The sequence below is a fragment of the Arthrobacter sp. FW305-BF8 genome (genome assembly GCF_021789315.1).
Classification (GTDB): domain Bacteria; phylum Actinomycetota; class Actinomycetes; order Actinomycetales; family Micrococcaceae; genus Arthrobacter.
Genome location: NZ_CP084561.1, coordinates 3,433,526 through 3,455,793, shown reverse-complemented (window position 1 = coordinate 3,455,793; position 22,268 = coordinate 3,433,526). Strand labels below are relative to the sequence as shown.

Sequence of the window (22,268 nt, the reverse complement as noted above, 5' to 3'; positions counted from 1 at the left end):
GGAACAAAGCCGGCGCCGGCGGCGTTTGGTTAGACTGATAAGCGCGCCGCGTGGCGCGGTGCCCGTCAGACGCCGTCGTACAACAAGGTACGGACGCGCAGGGCACATGAAGTTTGTTCTCAAAGGAGTTCCGTGTCTTCAAATCCGATTCGTGTAGCTATCGTCGGCGTGGGTAACTGTGCCGCTTCGCTGGTCCAGGGTGTCCATTACTACCGGGATGCCGACCCCCAGGCCACGATTCCGGGTCTGATGCACGTGGAGTTCGGCAAGTACCACGTCAATGATGTGCAGTTCGTGGCCGCGTTCGATGTGGATGGCAAGAAGGTCGGACATGACCTGGCCGATGCGATCCTGGCCAGCGAGAACAACACCATCAAGCTCGCCGAGGTCCCGCCGACCGGTGTGACGGTCCAGCGCGGGCACACCCTGGACGGGCTGGGCCGGTACTACCTGGAGACCATCGAGCAGTCCACGGAGGAGCCGGTCGATGTTGTCCAGGCCCTGAAGGACGCCAGGGCCGATGTGATGGTCTGCTACCTGCCGGTCGGGTCGCAGGAGGCCGCGGAGTTCTACGCGCAGGCCGCGATCGACGCGGGTGTGGCGTTCGTGAACGCGCTGCCGGTGTTCATTGCCGGGACGAAGCAGTGGGCTGATAAGTTCACTGCTGCGGGTGTGCCGATCGTGGGTGATGACATCAAGAGCCAGATCGGTGCGACCATCACGCACCGTGTGATGGCGAAGCTGTTCGAGGACCGGGGTGTGACGCTGGACCGCACGTACCAGCTGAACGTGGGCGGCAACATGGACTTCAAGAACATGCTCGAGCGGGACCGGCTGGAGTCGAAGAAGATTTCCAAGACCCAGGCCGTGACGTCCAATGTTGAGGCCGAGTTGGCCGCGAAGGATGTCCACATCGGCCCGTCCGATTATGTGCAGTGGCTGGATGACCGCAAGTGGGCCTTCGTCCGCCTGGAGGGCCGGAACTTCGGTGACGCGCCGGTGTCTTTGGAGTACAAGCTGGAGGTCTGGGATTCGCCGAACTCCGCGGGTGTGATCATCGATGCGATCCGTGCGGCGAAGATCGGCCTGGACCGTGGCATCGGCGGCCCGTTGGTCTCGGCCTCGAGCTACTTCATGAAGTCCCCGCCGGAGCAGTTCAACGACGACCTCGCCCGCGAAAAGGTCGAGGCCTTCATCCGCGGCGACCTCGACCGCTAAACCCCGCCCCCGGACGCGTCCTCAGGTCCTGCAGGTTTCGACGCGATGCTCCCTCACCTTTCGGTGGGGGAGCATCGCTGCTTAAGCGTCCTTTGTGTAGCGCCGAATCGCGTGGCTCGCCTGGGCAAGGGCCAGCAGCTTCAGGACCAGTTGGCCGTGGAGGTGCATGCCGACAGCCGCAGTCATGATCAGCTCATTGACGTCGTCCGGCGCCGTGGTGGCCGATATGTCCACCGTGGCAATGGCGTCCACCGCTTGGCTGTAGGCGTCGAGCAAGGTGTCGGGCACCTGCACGCCGAGACTTTCCATCAGGGCCAAGTGGGCATTGAGCGAGTTTCTGGCGTCGCTCGGCACGTCCGGCCAGTTCCGGAAACGGACGACGGCGTCTCCCGCCCATGACTGCATGTCGCCATGCTCGGTGCCCACCGCGTCGAGGCCCAGCACCGTGCGCTGGACTGCGGCCAAGAGCTCAAGGCGGGGGACGCCGTCGTCGGCCATCCTGAGCAGGGAACCGATCTGGGCGATATTCAGTCCGACCACACGCCGCAGCGCCTGGATAAGTTCCAGCCGGCTCACGTGGAGTTCCGCATACTCCGCCCGGGTGGCGTGCACCGATCGGCCCGCGGGCAGCAGCCCCTCGCGGAGGTAGAACTTGATGCTGGCGGGGGAGACTCCCGTCCGCTCGCTGAGTTCCTTCAGCTGCATGTTTGCTCCTTCCTCGGCGGACGGGAGCCTCTTGGATAGCTGCTGCCGCGCTGGCTATCTTGATTTACACCACTGGATAGTGCTCCTATCCTAGACGCATGGAGCCTTGGAATGTACTGCTTGCCAGCCACGTTATTGCCGCCCTTTTTGTCCTTGCCATTGGCCCGTTCCAGATCCTTCGCCGCCGCCGGGACCGCATCCACCGCACCATGGGACACCTGTGGGTCGCGGCCATGTACTACGTCTGCCTCAGCAGTTTCTGGATCGTCAGTAACGGGCACTTCAGCTGGCTTCACGGGCTCTCCGCGTTCACCATCGTGACGGTCACCCTTGGGCTGGTCAGTGCGGTTCGCCGGAACATACCCGCGCATAGGGGAAACATGATCGGCAGCTACATCGGCATCGCTGTGGCGTTCGGCTTCGCAGTCTCTGTGCCAGGTCGTACTATTCCGCGCCTCCTGGCCGAGGATCTGCCGACGGCCCTGTACGTTGCCGCGCTGGTGGCGCTCAGCGTCGCCGTCGTCTTCATTTCGCTTCGGCGCGGCGAGGGCCGTCGCATCCAGGGCGCAGGGCGCCCGGCTGACCAGCTCCCGGCGGCGGCGTCCCCAGCAGGGACCGCGACGAGTCCTCAGTAGTCCCCGCCCCCCAACGCTTCCTCACCTTTCGTCGCTTCAGCCCAAACGCCTCGTCACCTTTCGTCGCTTCAACAGGGACGCTTCTTCACGTCTCGTCGCTTCACCCCAAACGCCTCCTCAGATGTGGCTGGCGCATACTCGAGCCTGTGGATAACTTCTGCAGGGCGGGGCCGTTTCGAGCAACAATGCCGTATGCAAAGACGAACCGATCTACCTGTCAGCCTGGTGTCTGCCCCCTTCACCTTGGGATCCGCGAAAGCTTCAGGTGTTCCACCCAACAGACTGCGCCGGTCCGATGTCGCGCATGTAAGTCGTGATCTGTACCGCCCGACTGCCTGGAGCTTCGAGCTTGAGGCGGCGGCACGGGCACTTTCTGCGGCATCGCCCGGCGCTTGGATCTCGCACGTCACAGCGGCTCGGATTCGAAGCCAGATCCTCCCGCCGTGGCTGGCGGACTCGACGGAGCTGCATCTGAGCAAACCGCATTCCCTGCCGGAAGTGCGGCGAAAAGGGGTGATCGGGCACAGCGTGCTGGCAGCGGAGGGTGAGATCGAATTCGTCGACGGCATCCGAATCAGCAGCAGGTCCCGCACCTGGCTCGATATGGCGAGACGGCTGTCGGAGAGTGAACTGGTCTGCATGGGCGATGAACTGATTCGCGTTCCGAGAGCGGAATTCGAAGACCGCACCGAGCCGTTCGACACGCTGGAGGGATTGCGGTCCCTCGTGGGCCGCCATCCGAATCTTCAGGGAGTGGTCCGGGCGCGCGCCGCGATCGAGCGAATGCGCGTCGGGGCGGATTCTGCGCCTGAGTCACTACTCCGCCTCGCGATGGAGGACGCAGGCCTTCCGGAGCCTCAGCTGCAGGTGCCGCTGCGAGAGGACAAGACCATCGGGCCGACTGCCGATCTCGGGTACAGGCACCGGAAGCTGGCCATACAGTACGACGGCGACCACCACCTTCTCGAGCCCCAAGTCTTCAGCGATAGGCGGCGTGACAAAGCCTTCGAGGCAGCCGGGTGGACCGTTGTTGTGTTTGGCAAGAAGGATTTGGCGGACGGCTTCGAGCGTGCCATCCGCCTGATCAGACGGGGAATGCGCAGGAGTCGGCTGGATCATCCTCAGGCGTCGGGTTTCGCCGATGCCGACTGAGGAATGGATGCGTTTGAAACGACGAAAGGTGAGGAAGGGATGGGTTTGGGGCGGCGAAAGGTGAGGAAGGGATGGGTTTGGGGCGGCGAAAGGTGAGGAAGGGATGGGTTTGGGGCGGCGAAAGGTGAGGAAGGGATGGGTTTGGGGCGGCGAAAGGTGAGGAGGCGTTGGGTTTGGGGCGGCGAAAGGTGAGGAAGGGATGGGTTTGAAGCGGCGAAAGGTGAGGAAGGGATGGGGGGCTAGAAGAGGCCGATGGGGTTGCCGTCGTCGTCCACGTCCATGCGCATTGCCGCGGGGACGGCCGGAAGGCCTGGCATGGTCATCACCGCTCCGGTCAGGGCCACGATGAAGCCGGCGCCGGTCTTGGGGATGAGGTCGCGGACATGGATGGTGAAGCCCTTGGGAGCCCCCAGCCGAGAGGCGTCGTCCGTGAATGAGTATTGCGTCTTTGCCATGCAGACTGGCAGCCCGGACCAGCCATTTTTCTCGATGTCTGCCAGCCGGCGCAGTGCGGGCACGGAAAAGTCCACGCCGTCGGCGCCGTAGATTTCCTGGACGATGGTGCGGATCTTGTCCTCCACAGACATGCCCAGCGGGTAGAGATGCCGGAACGACGACGGTCCGCTCACCGCAGCGGCAACCTTGGCAGCCAACTCATCGCCGCCGTCGCCGCCCCCGCCCTTTCCCCAGATGTCAGCCACCGCAGCCTGGATGCCCTCGCCGGCGCACCAGCCGAGCAGCCAGTTAAGCTCCTCCAAGGTATCCGCGGGGAATTTGTTGATCGCCACCACCGGCGTCACGCCGAACCGCTCCACATTACGGACATGCCGGCGCAAGTTCACCACGCCCGCGGCCAAGGCCTCGACATTCGCCTCCTTCAGCCGGTCCTTGTGAACCCCGCCTTGCATCTTGAGTGCGCGAACGGTCGCCACCACCACGACGGCGGCCGGCGCCACATCAGCGATGCGCGCCTTGATGTCCATGAATTTTTCCGCGCCGAGGTCGGCCCCGAACCCCGCCTCCGTCACCACGATGTCGGCAAGCCGGCGGGCGGTCTGCGTGGCGATCAGCGAGTTGCAGCCGTGGGCAATGTTCGCGAACGGCCCGCCATGGACCAGTGCGGGAGTGCCCGCGATGGTCTGGACGAGGTTCGGCTTGATCGCGTCCTTCAGCAGCAGCGTCAGCGCGCCCTGCACGCCCAGGTCCGCCACGGTGACCGGCGTCCGGTCATAGGTGTAGCCGAAGGTGATGCGGCCCAGCCGGTCCCGGAGATCGGCCACGTCGGTGGCGAGGCAAAAGACCGCCATGATTTCTGATGCGACCGTGATGTCGAAGCCGTCCTGGCGGGGTACACCCTGTGAAGGCCCGCCGAGACCAACGACCACCTCGCGAAGGGAACGGTCGTTCATGTCCAGGACCCGCTTGAACGTCATCCGGCGCGGATCGATGTTTAGTTCGTTGCCCTGGTAGATGTGGTTGTCCACGAGGGCCATGAGGGCATTGTTGGCGGACGTGACGGCATGGAAGTCGCCGGTGAAGTGCAAGTTGATCTCGTCCATGGGCAGCACCTGGGACAGCCCGCCGCCCGTGGCCCCGCCCTTCATGCCGAGGATCGGCCCGAGCGAGGGCTCCCGCAGTGCGACCATCACCTTGTGGCCCGCCCGCGCCAATGAATCCGCAAGTCCCACCGTCGTTGTCGATTTTCCTTCCCCGGCGGGCGTTGGCGACATCGCCGAAACCAGGACCACTTTTCCGGCGGGCGCCGGCGCTGACAGCTTCGCGGGGTCGATTTTGGCTTTGAAGCGGCCATACAGCTCCACAGCCCCTGCGTCGATGCCGGCGGCCGCGGCGATTTCCTCGATCGGCCGGAGCACTGCCCTGCGGGCAATGTCCAGGTCGCTCAGGGGAGTGCTGCTCTGGCCGGTATCGCTCAGGGGAGTGCTGTTAGACATCGTCGTCCTTTCCGAAGGTGTTTACCCGGTGAGCCGTGACCCGTAGATGGCGGCCATGGGATGGCTGGAGGCATATTCGTCGACGGCGGCGTGGTAGCTGTCGAGGGTGATGGCGGCGGTGCGTTGCCAGCCGGAGTTTGCCGCGTGGATGGCAGCGGCAGCGCCCATGTGGTGGCGGGTGGCGGGGTCGTCGTGGAGGGCTTCAAGGGCGTCGGCCCAGTCTGATGCCCGGTGGCCGTCCACCAGAAGCCCGGTGCGGCCGTGGCTGACCGCGCGGGCGAGTCCGCCGACGCGGGTGGCGACCACGGGGGTGCCGCAGGCCTGGGCTTCCAGCGCCACGAGGCCGAAGGATTCACTGTAGGAGGGCATGACGACGACGTCGGCCGAGCGGTACCAGGTGGCCAGTTCCGGTGCGCCGACCGGCGGGTGGTGGGTGACGGCGTCGTCCAGCCCGGCGGAGCTGATGAGGGTTTTGAGGTTGAAATCCTTGGCGCCGCTGAGCGCACCAAGGATGGTCAGTTTGAGGTCGATGTCGGGGCGGCGTTGGCGGAGGAGAGCAGCGGCCTTGAGCAGGATCTGCGGGCCTTTGAGGCGTTGGATCCGGCCGGCGAAGAGCAGGTGGAAGGTGCCGGGGCTGATGCCGTGTTCAGTCCGCGCTCGGGTGCGGAACGCGGGGGTGTAGACGGAGAGGTCGACGCCGGGCGGTGCGACGTCGATGTGGTCGAAGTCGGCGCCGTAGTGGGAGACGAGTTCGGCGGCTTCGGCCGTGGTGTTGGCGATCAGGCGGGTGGCGCCGTCGACGATGCGGTGTTCGCCGTCTTCGCGGCGGCGGGGTTCGGGTTGTTCGCCGGAGGTCAGGAGGAGGTTCTTGACTTTGGCCATGGTGTGCATGGTGTGCACGAGGGGGATGTTCCAGAGGCCTGAGAGTTCGAGGCCGGCGACGCCAGAGACCCAGTAGTGGGAGTGGATGAGGTCGTAGCGGCCGTGGGGCTGCTGGGCGCGGATGCGTTCGATTTCGGCGACCATGCTGTGCAGCAGTTCGGGGAGTTCTTCCTTGGGAAGTTTGCGGGGCGGCCCGGCGAGGACGTTGTGGACGCAGACGCCGGGGTCGGGGTGCTCGACGGCGGGCTGGCCGGTGGCGGTGGAGCGGGTGAAAATTTCCACTTCGATGCCGGTTTCGGCCAAGGCGGAGGCGAGGCCGCGGATGTAGACGTTCATGCCGCCCGCATCCCCTGAACCGGGCTGTTCCATGGGGGAGGTGTGCAGCGATAGGAGGGCCACACGTTTGATCACAGACACGAGCCTCCCTCCTCTCCGTACTGCTGGAACTGCATCGGATAAAACACTACTCCTGAACCGTCCCGGCAACGGTGGGGGTTCAGTTGCTCCAGACGTGGCGTTTCCCACGCCAACCAGGGCGGGCAGCGGATGTGGCACGCTCCTGCTAAAACCGCTCAGGGGATGCCCGCGGCCCACGGGGGGCCACCCATGCGCGCCTCAGCGCCGCCACAACTGCGGCAACTCCGGAAACGCGCCTTCGTAGCCGGTGAGCAGCGCGTTGGCCAGCGCCGCCGAGCCGACCAGCGGGTGTTCGGCGAAGGCTTCCAGCGCTGCTTCGCGGTCGCCGGTAGAAGCCGCACGGACAGCGAGCAGCTCCACTTTCTTGACCTGCTGCAGCAGGCTGAGTTGCGGTGGGGCGGGCCGAGCCTGCGGAATGGGCACTGCCCCCTCCGGCGTGACCGTGCAGGGAATTTCGACGACGGCGTCCGCCGGCAAACCGGGAATCGCGGCTTGGGAGCCGCCCGCCAAGGCGGGGGACTGTCCAGCGGAGTTCGGTGTGTTGAGGATCAGCTCCGCGGCGCTGGCCACCCCCGCCCCGTCGACGCCGGGACCCCCAGCCAGCGCCCGCATCACCGCCAGCGCCACCTGCTCGTAGCCGCCGCCGGCAAGGTCCTCGGGGTGCCGTGCCTCGCCGCCGGACCTGGCCTCGGCCAGATACCCTTCCTCGCGGGACCGCCTCGCGGCCTCCCACATGCCGTACGCTTCGTCGCCTGCCGTGGCCAGCCGCGGATACAGCTCCGCCTGCTGGCCGTGGATCGACTCGCCGCGGGTCCTGGCCATGGCCCGCATGCCCGCGGCCGCGCGCACAGTCTCGTAGTAGTAAAACAGGTACTCGTTCGGCAGCAGCCCCAGATCGCGCAGGAACGGCTGCGGAAACAGACTGCCCTCCTCGAAGCCGGCGAGAGCCTCCGCGTCGGCCAGCAGGCCGGGGAGGACATCCCGCCCGCCGCTCTCCAGCCGGTACAGCCAGCCAAGATGGTTCAGCCCGTAGTAGCCCACGCCGTCGAGCCTTCCCGCTGGCAGCGGCGCCCCGGCCGCCCGGGCGGCGCGGTGTACCAGGGCGCTGGCGGAATCGCAGATGCCGATCACCTTCCGGCCCAGCACGGGAACCAGCGCCTCGGTGACCATCCCGGCGGGGTTGGTGAAGTTGATCAGCCAGGCGTCCGGGCAGTGCGTGCGCATGCTGGCGGCCAGCTCCAGCATGGCGGGGATGGACCGCAGCGCGTAGGAGATGCCGCCCGCGCCGGTGGTTTCCTGGCCCAGCAGCCCGAGGTCCTGGGGCACACGTTCGTCGGCAACACGCCCCGCGGTGCCGCCCGGGCGGATGGCGGCGAATACGATGTCCGTCCCCTTGAGGGCGTGGGGGAGGGAGGTCGTGGACGTCACCGCGGGCGGAAGCCATGAACGTTCGACGGCGGAACTTCCGTCCGGAGCGCCCCTCACGTCCGAAGACATGGACCGAAGCACAGCCTCGATGGCGGCCAGCCGGCCGCCGTCGACGTCGAACAGCACCACCTCGCTGACCAGGCCAGAATAGGGCCCGGAACACAGGGCACGGTAAACGAGGGGAACCCGGAATCCGCCGCCGCCGGCGATCATGAGCCGCATGGCAGGAGTCTATGCGCAGCAGCCGACAATATGGCCTGAACTGCGGCGGCGCAGTCCCGCCGTCCCGTCCCAACCCCCACATCGCGGGGTTTCAACGCCAAGGTACACGGCGTAATGTGCCGAACATGGAGGCGAATCCCGCACGCCGTTTCGACCCGCTCTCGGCCGTCCGTACCCAGGCGGCCGGCGAGTTCGACCTGCTGCTGGCCGGGACCGTTTTTCAGGACATCATCTTCACCGGCCTGCCGCATGCGCCCGAGCCCGGAACAGAAATCTGGAGTGAAGGGATGGGCAGCTGCCCCGGTGGCGTGGCCAACCAGGCCATCGCAGCTGCGCGCCTTGGCTTGCGGACCGGACTGGCGGCGGCCTTCGGCGACGACGGCTACGGCGACTACAACTGGAAAATCCTGGACCGGCAGGAGCATGTGGACCTGTCCCTGTCCCGCCGGGTCCCGGGCTGGCACTCGCCGGTGACCGTATCCCTCAGCGTGAACCACGACCGCTCGATGGTCACGCACGGGCACCCGGCGCCGGTGACCTCCTCCGAACTGATCGGGAATCCGCCCCGCGCGCTGGCAGCAGTGGCGGACCTCGGGCATGAACTGGAGCCATGGGCGCTCGCGGCGCACAAGGAGGGCGTGAAGCTGTTCGGCGACGTCGGCTGGGACCCCACCGGCGAGTGGGCCCACGCGCGGCTGGCGAACCTGCAGCACTTCCACGCCTTCATGCCCAACCAGCGCGAGGCCATGGCCTTCACCGGCAAGGACGATCCCTGGGCGGCGCTGTACTCCCTGGCGGACCGGGTGCCGGTGGCGGTGGTGACCCTGGGGGCGCAGGGGGCCGTGGCCGTGGATTCGGAAACCGGCGAGGAGGAGTGGGTGCCTTCCCTGCCCGTGGCCGCCTATGATCCCACCGGTGCCGGGGACTGCTTCGGAGCCGCGTTCATCGTCGGCAGTTTGGCAGGGTGGCCCCTCGGCGACCGGCTGCGGTTCGCCAACCTCTGTGCCGCGCTGGCGGTCCAGGAGGTGGGCGGCTCCCTCGCGGCGCCGGGCTGGGGCGACATCGCTGACTGGTGGAAGCGCGCCAACGCCCGGCCGGAACGCCGCGGCAGCCAGTGGCTGCGCCGCTACTCCTTCCTCGCCGACATCGTCCGGGACGTTCCTCTGCAGGCGCAGCGGCGCGCGGCCGCCACCATTGCGCACCTCTCGGACGCCTGAGCGCCCGGCACGCCGCCGGCCCGGCAATTATCCGGCCCGAAGCGCCAGCACTAGAATCAATAGCGTGATTTATCCAGCAGCAACAGGAGACCGCCCGGCAGTAACGGGCCCGGCCGGGACGTCCCACGGTTACAACCGGACGGCCCATGAACGCTCCGCAGTGATCGACCTCGGGGCCATCCGGCACAACGTGCGCCGGCTCGCCGCGGCCGCCGAGCCGGCCAAGGTCATGGCAGTCGTCAAGGCCGACGCCTACGGCCACGGGGCGGTGCCGGTGGCGCGTGCAGCCCTCGAGGCGGGCGCCAGCTGGCTCGGCGTCGCGCACATCTCCGAAGCGCTGGCGCTGCGCGCGGCAGGCATCGAAGCCCCGCTGCTCGCCTGGCTGCACACCCCGGAAAGCAACTTTGGCGCGGCGGTCGCCGCCGGCATCGACATCGGGTGTTCCGGCTGGGAGCTGGAACAGATCGTGGCTGCCGCCCGGGAACAGGAACGGCCGGCGCGCGTCCACCTGAAGGTGGACACCGGACTGGGGCGCAACGGTGCCACCGTCGAGGCGTGGGACCGGCTGGTGGGTGAAGCCGTGGAGTACCAGGACCAGGGGCTGCTGCGCGTGGTGGGCATCTTCTCCCATCTTGCCGTGGCCGACGAGCCCGAGCGCCCGGAAACGGATGACCAGCTCGCCGCGTTCCGCGAGGTGCTGGCCATCGCCGAGGACGCCGGTGTGGACCCCGAAGTCCGCCACCTGGCCAACACCCCGGCCACGCTGTCCAGGCCGGATACGCACTTTGACCTGGTCCGCGTGGGGCTGGGAATCTACGGCCTCTCGCCCTTCGAAGGGCAGAACTCCGCGGAACTGGGCCTCCGGCCCGCGATGACCCTGCGCACCGTCGTGTCCCACTGCAAGGACGTGCACTCGGGCCAGGGCGTCTCCTACGGCTTCAACTACCGCACCTCGGGCGAGAGCACGCTGGGGCTCATTCCGCTCGGTTATGCCGACGGCGTTCCCCGCGTCGCCACCGGCGGCCCCGTCCGGGTGGAGGGCGTCACCTATCCCGTGGTGGGACGGATCGCGATGGACCAGATGGTGATTGACCTCGGCCCGCTGGACGTGTCCCGGGGCGGCCACAGCGTCCTCGGAGCAGAGGCCGTCCTCTTCGGTGACGGTGCCGACGGCGGCCCCATAGCTGACGACTGGGCCCGCGCTGCCGGCACCAACAACTACGAGATCGTCACCCGCATCAGCCCCCGCGTGCCCCGCACCTACATCAACGAATCGCCCAGCGGCGAAGCGCCGGCCGGCGAACCGCCCGCAGGTGAACCGACCGCAACCGGAACCCCGGCGCCATGAGTGTTCCGGAAACCGGCGGCATCCCGGAAACCGGCAGTGCTCCACTGTGGGTCCAGAACCTGACGGTCACGACGGCGGACCAGACGCACGCGCTCGGCGCGGCTCTGGCAGAGGTGCTCCGGGCCGGGGACCTCCTGGTGCTCACGGGCGAACTGGGCGCCGGCAAGACCACCTTCACGCAGGGCCTCGGTGAGGGCCTGGGCGTCCGTGAGGGCATCATTTCCCCGACGTTCGTGCTGGTGCGCATTCACCCCAACCTCCCCGACGGGCCGCGCCCGGGCGGGCCGGACCTGGTGCACGTGGACGCCTACCGGCTGGGATCGGCGTCGGAAATCGACGACATTGACCTGGAGAACACGCTGGACTCTGCCGTGACTGTGGTGGAGTGGGGCCGGGACCGCGTGGAGCACCTGACCGAGAGCCGGCTCGAGGTGGAGCTGCACCGCCAGCTGGGCGGCGCCGCCGCGGCCCACCATACCGGGAACGGAGCCCTGGACTTCGAGTCCGAGGACGACGACGAACCACGCACCATTATCATCCGCGGCTTCGGGCCGCGCTGGGCGGAACAGCCCGCTCTCGCCGCGGAAGGAATCTCCTGATGCTTATTCTTGCCATTGACACCTCAGCCGTGGCCAGCGCCGCGCTGGTGTCGGACGACGCCCTGGAAGGCGTGGTGGGCAGCTTCTCCACTGAGGACACGAGGAGCCACGCCGAGGTCCTTGCGCCCGGAATCGAACGCTTGCTGGCAGACGCCGGGGTGACCGGGGCCGACATCGACGCGATCGTTGTAGGCGTTGGCCCCGGTCCCTTCACCGGGCTCCGGTCCGGCATTGCGACGGCGCGTACCCTCGCCTTTGTCTGGAACACCCCGCTGCACGGCATGATGAGCCTCGACGCCGTCGCCCTCGAAGTGGCCGAGTCCACCGATGCGCCGGCCGAGTTCCTCGTTGCCACGGACGCCCGGCGCAAAGAGGTCTACTGGGCGCGCTACACCCTGGCGGCGGGCCAGCTGCCAAAGCTTACGGACGGCCCGCACGTGGGCTTCGCCGCGGACCTCCCCGACCTCCCGGCCTACGGCGCGGGCGCCGGGCTCTACCCCGAGGCCCTCCGCGCGGATCCGGACTTCAGCACTGAACAGCCTGACGCGCTGTATCTGGGCCAGTTTGCGCTGGCGAGGCTGGAGGCCGACGAGGAGCTCCTGGACTCCACGCCCCTCTACCTCCGTGAATCCGACGCGCAGGTCCCCGGCCCTCGGAAGCGTGCCCTGTGAACGTCCTGCCCCGCCGGCTGGACTCGGGCGTGACCATCCGCGACATGCTTCCTGCGGACATCCCTGCCGTTCACGAGCTGGAGGTCCGGCTGTTCCCGGTGGACGCATGGCCGCTGCAGATGTTCTGGGACGAACTGGTGCAGCCCGAAACCCGCCGGTACTTCGTGGCGGAGGCTGCGGACGGCATCGTCGGCTATGCGGGACTGATGTGCGTGGAGCCGATCGCCGACGTCCAGACCATCGCCGTGGTTCCCGAGTATGAGGGCAGGGGCATCGGCACGGCGCTCCTCACCGACCTGATCGCCGAGGGGCGGCGCCGCGGCGCAGCCGACATCCTGCTGGAGGTCCGGGCCGACAACCCGCGCGCCCAGCAGCTGTACATCCGCTTCGGGTTCGAGCAGATCCACGTGCGGAAAAAGTACTACCGCGACGGCGTCGATGCCCTGATCATGCGTCTTCAGCTGGAGGACGTGCTCGCTGTGCACCGTGACATCGTGCACCAGGACGTCGTGCATGACGCCGAACCCCAGCCTGGGCAGACCGACGAAGCCGGCCGCGCCGGCGATACCGCTCCGACGGAGGCAGACCAGAAATGAACCGCACGCAGCCGCTAGTACTCGGCATTGAGTCATCGTGCGACGAAACGGGCGTAGGTATCGTCCGCGGCACAGAACTCCTGACCAACACGGTGTCCTCGTCCATGGAGGAGCACGTCCGGTTTGGCGGGGTCATCCCCGAAATTGCCTCACGCGCCCACCTGGACGCCTTCGTTCCAGCCCTGAAGGCCGCACTGGCCGAGGCAGACGTGACGCTGGACGAGATCGACGCCATCGCCGTGACGTCCGGTCCGGGGCTGGCGGGTGCATTGATGGTTGGCGTGTGCGCCGCCAAGGCGCTCGCCGTCGCCACCGGCAAACCGCTCTACGCCATTAACCACCTGGTGGCCCATGTGGGGGTCGGCCTGCTCAACCCGCGGCCCGGCGTCGGAACGGACGGCAACACCGGCGGCGGCGCGGACCATCGCATTCTGCCCGGCAAGCCCAAACTTCCCGACAACCTTGGCGCCCTGCTGGTTTCCGGCGGGCACACCGAGATTTTGCGGATCCGCCGCATCACGGACGACGTCGAGTTGCTCGGTTCCACCATCGACGACGCCGCCGGCGAGGCGTACGACAAGGTCGCCAGGATCCTCGGCCTCGGCTATCCCGGCGGCCCGGCCATTGACCGGCTGGCGCGCGAAGGCAACGCCAAGGCCATCAGGTTCCCGCGCGGACTGACGCAGCCCAAATACATGGGCACCGCGGAAGAGCCCGGCAAGCACCGCTACGACTGGTCCTTCAGCGGCCTGAAGACCGCGGTGGCCCGCTGCGTGGAGCAGTTCGAAGCCGCGGGTGATCCCGTGCCGGTTGCGGACATCGCAGCAGCATTCCAGGAAGCCGTGGTGGACGTCATTACCTCCAAGGCGGTCCTGGCCTGCCGGGAGCGTGGCATCACGGATGTGCTGCTGGGCGGGGGAGTGGCCGCGAATTCGCGGCTGCGGCAGCTGACAGAACAGCGCTGCTCGGCCGCCGGCATCACGCTGCACGTTCCGCCGCTGGATCTGTGCACGGACAACGGCGCGATGGTGGCCGCGCTCGGAGCGCAGCTGGTGATGGCGGGCATCGAACCCAGCGGAATCAGCTTCGCGCCGGACTCCTCCATGCCGGTGACCACGGTCTCGGCGCCAAGTAGGTCGCAGATCAGGGCGTTCTGAGAGCTGGGAACGCCCTCAACTGCTACCTAGTTGGGCCCGCCCCGCGGAGGTTGGGTGACGCGGAGGCGAGAGCGGACGTCGGGTTACGCGGTGGGGCCGTTCCGCATCTGCTTTACGAGGTCGAGGACCACGGCCTGCAGGTTTCCGCCGCTCTCGGCGGCCACCCGGCGCTGGCGCTGGTACCCGGCGCCGCGGCTGATGATCTTTTCGACGTCGGCCAGCTCATCGGAGCAGCGCAGCTTTGCGGCAATCGGTTCGAGCCGGTTGAGTGTCTCCAACAGGTGGTCGGTGACGAGCTGCTCGTTGCCCTCGGCGTCTAGGATGATGATCGCATCCATGCCGTAGCGGGCGGCCCGCCACTTGTTTTCCTGGACGTGCCAGGGCGGCATGGTGGGAATGCTGCCGCCGGCGTCGAGGATGGTGGAGAACTCGTGGACCAGGCACTGCGTCAGGGCTGCCACGGCGCCCACTTCCTCCAGTGTGGCCAGGCCGTCGCAGATGCGCATCTCAATGGTTCCGAGGGCCGGCACGGGGCGGATGTCCCAGCGGATCTCCGAGATGGTGTCGATCACGCCGGTGGTAAACATGTCCTGGACGTAGGACTCGTACTCTTCCCAACTGGCGAACTGGAAGGGCAGCCCCGCCGTCGGCAGCTGCTGGAACATGAGGGCGCGGTGCGAGGCGTAGCCGGTGTCCTCGCCGCCCCAGAACGGGCTGGACGCGGACAGGGCCTGGAAATGCGGGAAGTAGTTGACCAGGCCGTCGAGCACGGGGAGGACCTTGCTGCGCCGGTCCAGGCCAACATGGACGTGTACTCCGTAGATGACCATCTGCCGGCCCCACCACTGCGTGCGGTCGATCAGCTTGGCGTAGCGTTCCTTGTCCGTGACCGGCTGCAGCTGCGGCGGGCTGAACGGGTGGCTACCGGCGCAGAACACTTCCACGCCCATCGGGTCCGTCACTTCGCGGACGGCGGCCAGGGAACGGGCGAGGTCTTCCTTCGCTTCCGCGGCGGTCTCGCAGATGCCGGTTACCAGCTCCACGGTGTTAAGCAGCAGCTCCTGCTTGATGTGGGGATGCTCGTCATCCTCGTTCAGCTCGGGGTGGCGTGCCACGACCCCGCGCAGGACCTCGTTGGCCACGGACGACAGTTCACCGGTCTGCGAATCCACCAGCGCGAGTTCCCATTCCACACCAAGAGTTGATTGCCTGGATGAAGCGAAATCAATCTTCATGTGTTCCTCGCTGTGTGCTGGCCTAATGACGTCGGGTCCGGTCGCCGTCCGTTCCTGGCGAACGGCTGGCAGGGGAACGGTCATCCAAGTCTAGTGCAGGGGTAGCATCGAAGTGATGGCTTGGCTACACAGGGCGCGTGAGAGTGTTCACACCACCAGCCGCCCCACATCCCCCAGGAAACGTCCCGGCAGTGCACGTGCGCGCAACGCACCGGCGGCGTCTGCGGCAGCGCTCGCGGCGCTGTTCGCGGTTGCGTCGTGTACGCCGGCAGCACCCGACCCAGGAGAGGGAACGACGACGGCGCCCGCGGCTTCCGCTTCCGGCTCGCCGCAGACGGCACAGAGTTCTGCACCGCACCCCGGTTCACCCCAGGAAAATACACCGAGTCAGGCCCCGTCCACGGCGGCGCCCGCACCGAAGGACAGGGCGGCGCTGGGCTGGGGCCCGCAGCAGCGGGACGCCGACGCGGCCGCCGCGGCGGTGGCCACAATGACCCTGGAGGAGAAGGCCGGGCAGGTGCTCCTGCCCTTCTACACCGGCCTTGACCACGAAACCCAGGCCGCCACGGTGGAACGGCTTCACCTGGCCGGGTCCATGATCATGGCCGACAACGTGCCCGGAACAGCCACCGGCCTGGTGGACGTCCGGGCGCTGGCGGGGGTGACGCGCCGGCTGGACAACGCGTCCCGCTCCGGCGGCCGCACCTGGCCCGGCCTGATCGGCGTTGACCAGGAAGGCGGAGCGGTGAGCCGCGTCGGCGCTCCGCTGACCCGCTGGCCCACGCCCATGAGCTACGGCGCCGCCGGCAGCGTGCCCCTCGCGGCCGAGGCCGGCACCGGGCTGGCGGCGGAACTCGCGCCCCTGGGTTTCACCGTGGACTTCGCCCCCGCGGCCGACGTCACCATGGGCCCCGCTGATCCCACCATCGGGGCGCGGTCCCTGTCCGCCGACGCCCGTGCCGCCGCATCGTTGAGTGCCGGCTTCGCCAAAGGCATGCTGGCCGGCGGCGTGCTGCCCGCCGTCAAGCATTTTCCCGGGCACGGTTCGGTGACCACCGATTCCCACAAGGACCTCCCCGTCCAGAACGCCACCCTCGCGCAGTTGAAGGCGCGGGACTGGAAGCCGTTCCAGGCCGCGGTCAAGGCGGGAGCACCGATGGTCATGACCGGCCACATTGCCACACGCGCCCTTGATCCGGGCGTGCCCGCGTCCCTCTCAAAGGCGACGTACTCTGCGTTGCGCGGCCTGGGATTCAAGGGCGTGGCGGTCACGGACGGGCTGAACATGGGCGCGGTGACAGGCCGCCATCCCCACGGTTCCGCAGCGCCGGCCGCGCTGGCAGCCGGGGCAGACCTGCTGCTGATGCCGGCGGATGCAGCCGCCGCTCATGCCGCCGTCGTCAGGGCGGTCACCGGGGGGAAGCTCCCGCTGTCACGACTCGAGGAGGCGGCCCGCCGCGTGGTCACCATGATGATCTGGCGGGGCCGGACGGCCCAGCCGCAGCCGACGGCAGCGCCGGGAAGCGGCGAGGCGCTTTCCGCAAAGGTCTCGGCGCGGGCCATCACGGTGGTCACGGGGAGATGCAAGGGCGCCTCCGTGGCCGGCCACGTCCGGGTGGCGGGCGGCACGGCAGTGGACCGGGCCCGCTTCGCCGCCGCGGCCAAGGACGCGGGGATCGCGCTCGGAACGGGGCCCCTGGTCGCTCTCATCGGCTATGGTGGCGGCCCCGCGAAGGGCGACATTGCGGTGGCACTGGATGCCCCGTGGCCCTTGGCGCAGTCCGTCGCGCCCACGAAGATCGCCCTCTACGGCCGCACGCCCGGAGCGTACAAGGCGCTGCTGGCCGTCCTGATGGGGAAGGCCACCGCCCCCGGAAAGCTGCCGGCCGCCGTCGGACCCTACCGGGCCGGCACGGGCTGCAAATAACAACCGGCTTCAGGTAATAAACCCGGCCCCGCCGTTTAATGGAGGGGTGCCGATTCTGAATAAAGACATGACCCTGTGCATTTCCCTCTCGGCCCGGCCGAGCAACAACGGGACCCGCTTCCACAACCACCTGTACGACCAGCTGGGCCTCAACTGGATCTACAAGGCCTTCGCGCCCACCGACCTAGCCCAGGCGATCGCGGGCGTCCGCGGCCTGGGGATCCGCGGCTGCGCCGTCTCCATGCCCTACAAGGAGGACGTGATCGCCCTGGTGGACGCCATGGACCCGTCCGCCAAGGCCATCGATTCCGTCAACACCATCGTCAACGACGGCGGCCGCCTGACGGCGTACAACACGGACTACACGGCGATCGAGCAGCTGCTGGAGGGCAACGCCGTTCCTGCCGGGTCATCGGTGCTGCTCAAGGGCGCCGGCGGCATGGCGAAGGCCACAGCCGCGGCCCTGCGCGACGCGGGGTTCAAGGACGTGACCATCATCGCCCGCAACGAAGCAACCGGCCGGGCGCTCGCCGATCTATACGGCTTTGCCTGGCGCGCCGAGCTAGGCAGCGGCCCGGAGGCCACAGCGGACATGGTCATCAACGTCACGCCGGTGGGGATGGCCGGGGGACCGGAGGCGGACGCGCTGTCCTTCCCCGCTGAAACCATCGAGGCCGCCAAGATCGTCTTCGACGTCGTGGCGCTGCCGGCAGAAACACCGCTCATCAAGGCGGCGCGGGCGGCCGGCAAGCAGGTCATCACCGGAGCGGAGGTGGCCACGATTCAGGCGCTGGAGCAGTTTGTGCTGTACACGGGAATCCGCCCCACCGAGGAGCAGGTCCGCGACGCCGAAGCGTTCGTCCGCGCCCAGTAAGCCCTGTAGCAGCCAGCGGTTACACGGGCTCCACGGAGACAGCCACTCTTTCTTCCCCGATCCGGGTGAGGACCAGGGTGGCTGTCTTCTTGGCTGCGCCCTTGCCGCCGGCTTTACCCGCCCCCTTGCCTGCCGGCAGTAGCTGCCTGCGCAGCTCCTCAGGAGTGACGGACGTGCCGCGCTTCTTGATGTCCAGCACGCCGACGCCGTTCTCCCGGACCCAGGCTTTGAGCGCCTTGACGTTGTACGGCATGACTTCCAGAACCCGGTAGGCCCGGGCGTACGGCGTGTCCACCAGCTCCGGGGCGCAAATGTAGGCGATGTGCTCGTCCACGAGGTGGCCGCCCAGTCCGAGGGCGAGGTCTGCCACGAGCCCGGCGCGGATGACGGCGCCGTCCGGCTCGAACAGGAAACCCTCCACCGGGCCAACCGGGGCCACGGGTCCGGCGTCGAACTCCTCCCCGCTGGTGAGTTCGGCGGCGCCCTCTGCACCGATGACCAGGGCGGCCCGGCGGATGCCCGGGCGGGCCACGGCGTTGAACCACAGCGTGACTTCCGTCACGTCGCCGTTCACCGAGACCCACTGTGCCTCGCAGCCGGCAGGCACCGACTCGTGCGGCATGCCGGGGCCCATCTTGACGCCGACGGCGCGCCCGGCGGCGGCCAGCGACTCCACGAAGGACAGCGGCGGAGAGAACGCCTCGGGGTCCCAGATCCGCTTGGTGCCGGACGTGGTGGTGGTGCGCCGGGCGGGGTCCAGCCAGACGCCGGCCCCGTCCTCCAGCTCCACGGACGTTGCGTCCGAATGGACCACCGTGGCGTGGGGAAAGGGAATGAGGTTGATCGTGGCGCAGGCGGCGGTGGTCTCGTCGACCTCCACGGCGGTCACGGCGATGTCCAGGGATGCCAGGGCCATGGCGTCCGCGCCGAGGCCGCAGCCGAGGTCCGCAACGTGGCTGACGCCAGCCTGGGCAAAGCGCTGGGCGTGCCTGGCAGCGACGTTGAGCCGGGTGGCCTGCTCCAGGCCGGCCTGGGTGAAGAGCATCTGCCGGGCAAACTCACCGAACTTGGCCTCGGCCCTGGTCCGGAGCCGTGACTGTGTCAGGACGGCGGACACGAGTTCGGGGGAGTGGCCGCCCTTGCGGAGGCTTGAGTTGAGGCTGAAGGAGTCGTCTTCCCGGTAGGGTCCGAGCGAGGCCAGCAGCTCCCATCCTTCTTCGGTTAGGAGCGGGGCGATCTGGTCCTGCGGTGCTTCAGACATGGGATCAAGCCTAGTGGAGCGGCCGCCCGTGCTCTTCCCGATCGGCCTGCTCTTCCCGATAGGGTGGTCTGAATGGAATCCAGCGCAACGCCAACCCCAGGTCAGTCCGATTCAGGTCAGCCCGAAAGCACCGGCCCCGGTCCGGCACAGCATAGCCGCCTGGTCCGGTACGCACGTCCGGTGCTGATCGCCGGAGCCGTTGCCGCCGTCGTCTGTCTTGTCCTGCTGGTGATCATCTTCCTGCTGGATTCCTTCAATGCCACCGTCTACTCGGTGGGCGGCAAGAACATCAGCGACGCCACTGAGGAAGCCCGGCAGATCCGGGACCTGTACCTGGGGGCGCGCGTTGGCGGCATCGTGGCGCTCATCGTGTCGGTCGTGACCGCGGCGGCGGCCGCCGTCGTGCTTGTCCGCGAACAGCGGAAAGCCGGGGACGAAGAGGCCGACGGCGGCCCGGACCTGGGGTTCGACGACCTCGCCGGGCGCTGAACCGCCCGCCGAAATCGGGTCCGTGCGGGTTACGGCGGATGAAATTCTGGCACTCACCTTGACCGAGTGCTAACCCCTTACATAGAGTCATCATTAGCACTCTCCCTAGGAGGGTGCTAACACACGAAGAGCTGCCAGCCTGGCTGCTGCCGGCACCGCGACGACGGTCTGCCGCCACGGCGCAACAGTTTTTACTGTCCATGAATTTTGACGAAAAGGAGAGGTCCGAGTGTCGGTCTCTATTAAGCCTCTTGAGGATCGTATTGTTGTCCGCCCGCTCGAAGCCGAGCAGACCACGGCTTCCGGCCTGGTCATTCCGGACTCCGCCCAGGAGAAGCCGCAGGAAGGCGAAGTTGTTGCAGTAGGCCCCGGCCGCTTCGAAGATGGCAACCGCGTACCGGTCGACGTAGCTGTTGGCGACGTCGTCATCTACTCCAAGTACGGCGGAACCGAAGTCAAGACCGGCGGCACCGAGTACCTCGTGCTCTCCGCCCGCGACGTTCTGGCGATCGTCGTTAAGTAACTCTTTGGATCCCCGTGCCGCTGCCCGAGTCTGATTCTGTCGGACCGGGCGGCTGCGCGGGGTTCTGTCTTGAAAGGACAAACCATGGCAAAGCAGCTTGCGTTTAACGACGCTGCCCGCCGGTCGCTTGAAGCCGGCATCGACAAGCTCGCCAACACGGTTAAGGTGACGCTTGGTCCCCGCGGCCGCAACGTCGTGCTGGACAAGAAGTGGGGCGCCCCCACCATCACCAACGACGGCGTGACCATCGCCCGGGAAGTCGAACTGGACGACCCGTACGAGAACCTTGGCGCCCAGCTGGCCAAGGAAGTCGCCACCAAGACGAATGACGTCGCCGGTGACGGCACCACCACCGCAACCGTGCTCGCCCAGGCACTGGTCAAGGAAGGCCTGCGCAATGTTGCCGCCGGCGCCGCTCCTGGCCAGATCAAGCGCGGCATCGAGGTCTCTGTCGAGGCCATCGCAGCGCGCCTGCTGGAGAACGCCCGTCCCGTCGAGGGCACCCAGGTGGCCAACGTTGCCGCCATTTCCGCGCAGAGCGACGAGGTTGGCGAGCTGCTCGCCGAGGCATTCGGCAAGGTCGGCAAGGATGGTGTGATCACCATCGAGGAATCCTCCACCACGCAGACCGAGCTGGCGCTGACCGAGGGCATGCAGTTCGACAAGGGCTACCTGTCCCCGTACTTCATCACCGACACCGAGCGCCAGGAAGCCGTCCTCGAGGACGCCCTTATCCTGATCAACCAGGGCAAGATCTCCTCGGTGCAGGAATTCCTGCCGCTGCTGGAGAAGGCGCTGCAGAGCTCCAAGCCGCTGTTCATCATCGCCGAGGACGTCGACGGCGAGGCCCTGTCCACGCTGATCGTCAACCGCATCCGCGGCACCCTGAACGTGGTTGCCGTCAAGGCTCCGGGCTTCGGTGACCGCCGCAAGGCCATGCTGCAGGACATCGCGACGCTGACAGGCGCCCAGGTTGTGTCCCCGGAACTGGGCCTGAGCCTGGACTCCGTTGGCCTCGAGGTGCTGGGTACCGCCCGCCGCATCACGGTGACCAAGGACAACACCACCATCGTCGACGGCGCAGGTTCGGCCGAGGACGTTGCAGCACGCGTTGCGCAGCTGCGCGCCGAGCTGACCCGCACCGATTCCGACTGGGACCGGGAAAAGCTGCAGGAACGCCTGGCCAAGCTGGCCGGCGGCATCGGCGTGATCAAGGTCGGCGCAGCCACCGAGGTTGAGCTGAAGGAAAAGAAGCACCGCATCGAAGATGCAGTGTCCTCCACCCGCGCCGCCCTCGAAGAAGGCATCGTGGCCGGTGGCGGTTCCGCCCTGATCCACGCGCTGAAGGCGCTCGACGAGGACCCGGCCGTCACGGCACTCGAAGGTGACGCGGCTGCCGCCGTCGGCATCGTCCGCCGTGCCCTGGTCCAGCCGCTGCGCTGGATCGCCCAGAACGCCGGCCACGACGGCTACGTTGTGACCGCACGGGTTGCCGAGCAGGACAACAACCACGGCTTCAACGCCAAGTCCGGCGAGTACGAGGATCTGATCGCGGCGGGCGTCATTGACCCCGTCAAGGTCACCCGTGCCGCTCTTCGCAACGCAGCCTCCATCGCTGCGCTGGTGCTCACCACCGAAACCCTCGTGGCTGACAAGCCGGCCGAGGAAGACGAGCACGCAGGCCACAGCCACTAGGCTGCAGCCCGCCCTCGCGGCTTCACAAGAAGGCCCGTCCAGCAGCCGCTGGGCGGGCCTTCTTG

The 22,268-nt window shown here is 67.7% G+C and carries 20 protein-coding genes; 14 read left to right on the top strand and 6 right to left on the bottom strand.

Annotated elements, in window-relative coordinates; all coding sequences use genetic code 11:
- Positions 1-132: 132 nt before the first annotated feature.
- Positions 133-1,218, top strand: coding sequence for an inositol-3-phosphate synthase (locus LFT45_RS15540; RefSeq protein WP_236804433.1), 1,086 nt, complete (start codon positions 133-135; stop codon positions 1,216-1,218).
- A gap of 81 nt (positions 1,219-1,299) precedes the next feature.
- On the opposite strand, the gene LFT45_RS15535 is transcribed toward LFT45_RS15540, so the two are convergent.
- The gene (locus tag LFT45_RS15535; protein WP_236804431.1) at positions 1,300-1,923 is read right to left on the bottom strand and encodes a MerR family transcriptional regulator; all 624 of its coding nucleotides are present in this window, start codon (positions 1,921-1,923) and stop codon (positions 1,300-1,302) included.
- 98 nt (positions 1,924-2,021) lie between these two features.
- Between LFT45_RS15535 and LFT45_RS15530 the strand changes: the two genes are divergently transcribed.
- Both LFT45_RS15530 and LFT45_RS15525 read left to right on the top strand, forming a co-directional pair.
- On the top strand, positions 2,022-2,558 hold the full coding sequence (locus LFT45_RS15530; RefSeq protein ID WP_236804429.1) for a DUF2306 domain-containing protein: 537 nt from the start codon (positions 2,022-2,024) through the stop codon (positions 2,556-2,558).
- Between the two features lie 192 nt (positions 2,559-2,750).
- Entirely contained in the window at positions 2,751-3,710 is a 960-nt protein-coding gene (locus LFT45_RS15525) for an endonuclease domain-containing protein (RefSeq protein ID WP_236804427.1), read from the top strand.
- Positions 3,711-3,949: 239 nt separating this feature from the next.
- Here the strand turns inward: LFT45_RS15525 and LFT45_RS15520 are convergent, their stop codons facing one another.
- From LFT45_RS15520 to LFT45_RS15510, 3 genes are all read right to left on the bottom strand, one after another.
- The gene (locus LFT45_RS15520) at positions 3,950-5,662 is read right to left on the bottom strand and encodes a formate--tetrahydrofolate ligase (RefSeq protein ID WP_236804425.1); all 1,713 of its coding nucleotides are present in this window, start codon (positions 5,660-5,662) and stop codon (positions 3,950-3,952) included.
- Positions 5,663-5,683: 21 nt separating this feature from the next.
- Complete coding sequence (gene mshA / locus LFT45_RS15515; RefSeq protein WP_236804423.1) at positions 5,684-6,961, bottom strand: D-inositol-3-phosphate glycosyltransferase; 1,278 nt, start codon at positions 6,959-6,961, stop codon at positions 5,684-5,686.
- Positions 6,962-7,159: 198 nt separating this feature from the next.
- Positions 7,160-8,611 (bottom strand): family 4 glycosyl hydrolase, encoded by a 1,452-nt coding sequence (locus LFT45_RS15510; RefSeq protein ID WP_236804421.1) that lies wholly within the window; start codon positions 8,609-8,611, stop codon positions 7,160-7,162.
- Positions 8,612-8,736: 125 nt separating this feature from the next.
- On the opposite strand from LFT45_RS15510, the gene LFT45_RS15505 reads away from it, so the two are divergent.
- The 6 genes from LFT45_RS15505 to tsaD all read left to right on the top strand — a co-directional run bounded on the left by LFT45_RS15505 (position 8,737) and on the right by tsaD (position 14,199).
- A complete protein-coding gene (locus LFT45_RS15505) occupies positions 8,737-9,828 on the top strand; it encodes a carbohydrate kinase family protein (protein ID WP_236804419.1) in 1,092 nt (363 codons plus the stop codon).
- Positions 9,829-9,892: 64 nt separating this feature from the next.
- Complete coding sequence (alr, locus tag LFT45_RS15500) at positions 9,893-11,176, top strand: alanine racemase (RefSeq protein ID WP_236804417.1); 1,284 nt, start codon at positions 9,893-9,895, stop codon at positions 11,174-11,176.
- A complete protein-coding gene (gene tsaE / locus LFT45_RS15495) occupies positions 11,173-11,775 on the top strand; it encodes a tRNA (adenosine(37)-N6)-threonylcarbamoyltransferase complex ATPase subunit type 1 TsaE (RefSeq protein ID WP_236804415.1) in 603 nt (200 codons plus the stop codon). Before alr ends, tsaE begins: the two co-directional genes overlap by 4 nt.
- Complete coding sequence (gene tsaB / locus LFT45_RS15490) at positions 11,775-12,446, top strand: tRNA (adenosine(37)-N6)-threonylcarbamoyltransferase complex dimerization subunit type 1 TsaB (protein WP_236804413.1); 672 nt, start codon at positions 11,775-11,777, stop codon at positions 12,444-12,446. The genes tsaE and tsaB overlap by 1 nt, the downstream gene beginning before the upstream one ends.
- Positions 12,447-12,490: 44 nt before the next feature.
- Complete coding sequence (gene rimI, locus LFT45_RS15485) at positions 12,491-13,042, top strand: ribosomal protein S18-alanine N-acetyltransferase (RefSeq protein WP_236809377.1); 552 nt, start codon at positions 12,491-12,493, stop codon at positions 13,040-13,042.
- Entirely contained in the window at positions 13,039-14,199 is a 1,161-nt protein-coding gene (tsaD, locus tag LFT45_RS15480) for a tRNA (adenosine(37)-N6)-threonylcarbamoyltransferase complex transferase subunit TsaD (RefSeq protein WP_236804411.1), read from the top strand. The genes rimI and tsaD overlap by 4 nt, the downstream gene beginning before the upstream one ends.
- An 83-nt stretch (positions 14,200-14,282) precedes the next feature.
- On the opposite strand, the gene LFT45_RS15475 is transcribed toward tsaD, so the two are convergent.
- Positions 14,283-15,434, bottom strand: a complete 1,152-nt coding sequence (locus LFT45_RS15475; protein ID WP_236804409.1) for a glutamate--cysteine ligase — start codon at positions 15,432-15,434, stop codon at positions 14,283-14,285.
- A 115-nt stretch (positions 15,435-15,549) separates the two neighbouring features.
- Here LFT45_RS15475 and LFT45_RS15470 point away from each other — a divergent pair, with 115 nt between their 5' ends.
- A complete protein-coding gene (locus LFT45_RS15470; RefSeq protein ID WP_336885579.1) occupies positions 15,550-17,361 on the top strand; it encodes a glycoside hydrolase family 3 N-terminal domain-containing protein in 1,812 nt (603 codons plus the stop codon).
- Positions 17,362-17,428: 67 nt separating this feature from the next.
- A complete protein-coding gene (locus tag LFT45_RS15465; RefSeq protein WP_236804407.1) occupies positions 17,429-18,235 on the top strand; it encodes a shikimate 5-dehydrogenase in 807 nt (268 codons plus the stop codon).
- A 19-nt stretch (positions 18,236-18,254) separates the two neighbouring features.
- Here the strand turns inward: LFT45_RS15465 and LFT45_RS15460 are convergent, their stop codons facing one another.
- The gene (locus tag LFT45_RS15460; RefSeq protein ID WP_236804405.1) at positions 18,255-19,496 is read right to left on the bottom strand and encodes a class I SAM-dependent methyltransferase; all 1,242 of its coding nucleotides are present in this window, start codon (positions 19,494-19,496) and stop codon (positions 18,255-18,257) included.
- Positions 19,497-19,568: 72 nt separating this feature from the next.
- On the opposite strand from LFT45_RS15460, the gene LFT45_RS15455 reads away from it, so the two are divergent.
- From LFT45_RS15455 to groL, 3 genes are all read left to right on the top strand, one after another.
- A complete protein-coding gene (locus tag LFT45_RS15455) occupies positions 19,569-19,985 on the top strand; it encodes a hypothetical protein (protein ID WP_236804403.1) in 417 nt (138 codons plus the stop codon).
- A 229-nt stretch (positions 19,986-20,214) separates the two neighbouring features.
- The gene (gene groES, locus LFT45_RS15450; protein WP_003805290.1) at positions 20,215-20,508 is read left to right on the top strand and encodes a co-chaperone GroES; all 294 of its coding nucleotides are present in this window, start codon (positions 20,215-20,217) and stop codon (positions 20,506-20,508) included.
- An 84-nt stretch (positions 20,509-20,592) separates the two neighbouring features.
- Positions 20,593-22,203, top strand: a complete 1,611-nt coding sequence (gene groL, locus LFT45_RS15445) for a chaperonin GroEL (RefSeq protein ID WP_236804401.1) — start codon at positions 20,593-20,595, stop codon at positions 22,201-22,203.
- The last annotated feature ends 65 nt before the right edge of the window (positions 22,204-22,268 follow it).

Bases quoted from the DNA above. Each gene is read 5' to 3' on its own strand.
- LFT45_RS15510 (WP_236804421.1), bottom strand. From the start codon at position 8,611: ATGCGGCTCATGATCGCCGGCGGCGGCGGATTCCGGGTTCCCCTCGTT.
- tsaB (WP_236804413.1), top strand. From the start codon at position 11,775: ATGCTTATTCTTGCCATTGACACCTCAGCCGTGGCCAGCGCCGCGCTG.
- LFT45_RS15520 (WP_236804425.1), bottom strand. From the start codon at position 5,662: ATGTCTAACAGCACTCCCCTGAGCGATACCGGCCAGAGCAGCACTCCC.
- LFT45_RS15535 (WP_236804431.1), bottom strand. From the start codon at position 1,923: ATGCAGCTGAAGGAACTCAGCGAGCGGACGGGAGTCTCCCCCGCCAGC.
- LFT45_RS15460 (WP_236804405.1), bottom strand. From the start codon at position 19,496: ATGTCTGAAGCACCGCAGGACCAGATCGCCCCGCTCCTAACCGAAGAA.
- LFT45_RS15475 (WP_236804409.1), bottom strand. From the start codon at position 15,434: ATGAAGATTGATTTCGCTTCATCCAGGCAATCAACTCTTGGTGTGGAA.
- LFT45_RS15530 (WP_236804429.1), top strand. From the start codon at position 2,022: ATGGAGCCTTGGAATGTACTGCTTGCCAGCCACGTTATTGCCGCCCTT.
- LFT45_RS15465 (WP_236804407.1), top strand. From the start codon at position 17,429: ATGACCCTGTGCATTTCCCTCTCGGCCCGGCCGAGCAACAACGGGACC.
- tsaD (WP_236804411.1), top strand. From the start codon at position 13,039: ATGAACCGCACGCAGCCGCTAGTACTCGGCATTGAGTCATCGTGCGAC.
- LFT45_RS15505 (WP_236804419.1), top strand. From the start codon at position 8,737: ATGGAGGCGAATCCCGCACGCCGTTTCGACCCGCTCTCGGCCGTCCGT.
- rimI (WP_236809377.1), top strand. From the start codon at position 12,491: ATGCTTCCTGCGGACATCCCTGCCGTTCACGAGCTGGAGGTCCGGCTG.
- LFT45_RS15470 (WP_336885579.1), top strand. From the start codon at position 15,550: ATGGCTTGGCTACACAGGGCGCGTGAGAGTGTTCACACCACCAGCCGC.
- groL (WP_236804401.1), top strand. From the start codon at position 20,593: ATGGCAAAGCAGCTTGCGTTTAACGACGCTGCCCGCCGGTCGCTTGAA.
- tsaE (WP_236804415.1), top strand. From the start codon at position 11,173: ATGAGTGTTCCGGAAACCGGCGGCATCCCGGAAACCGGCAGTGCTCCA.
- LFT45_RS15525 (WP_236804427.1), top strand. From the start codon at position 2,751: ATGCAAAGACGAACCGATCTACCTGTCAGCCTGGTGTCTGCCCCCTTC.
- LFT45_RS15455 (WP_236804403.1), top strand. From the start codon at position 19,569: ATGGAATCCAGCGCAACGCCAACCCCAGGTCAGTCCGATTCAGGTCAG.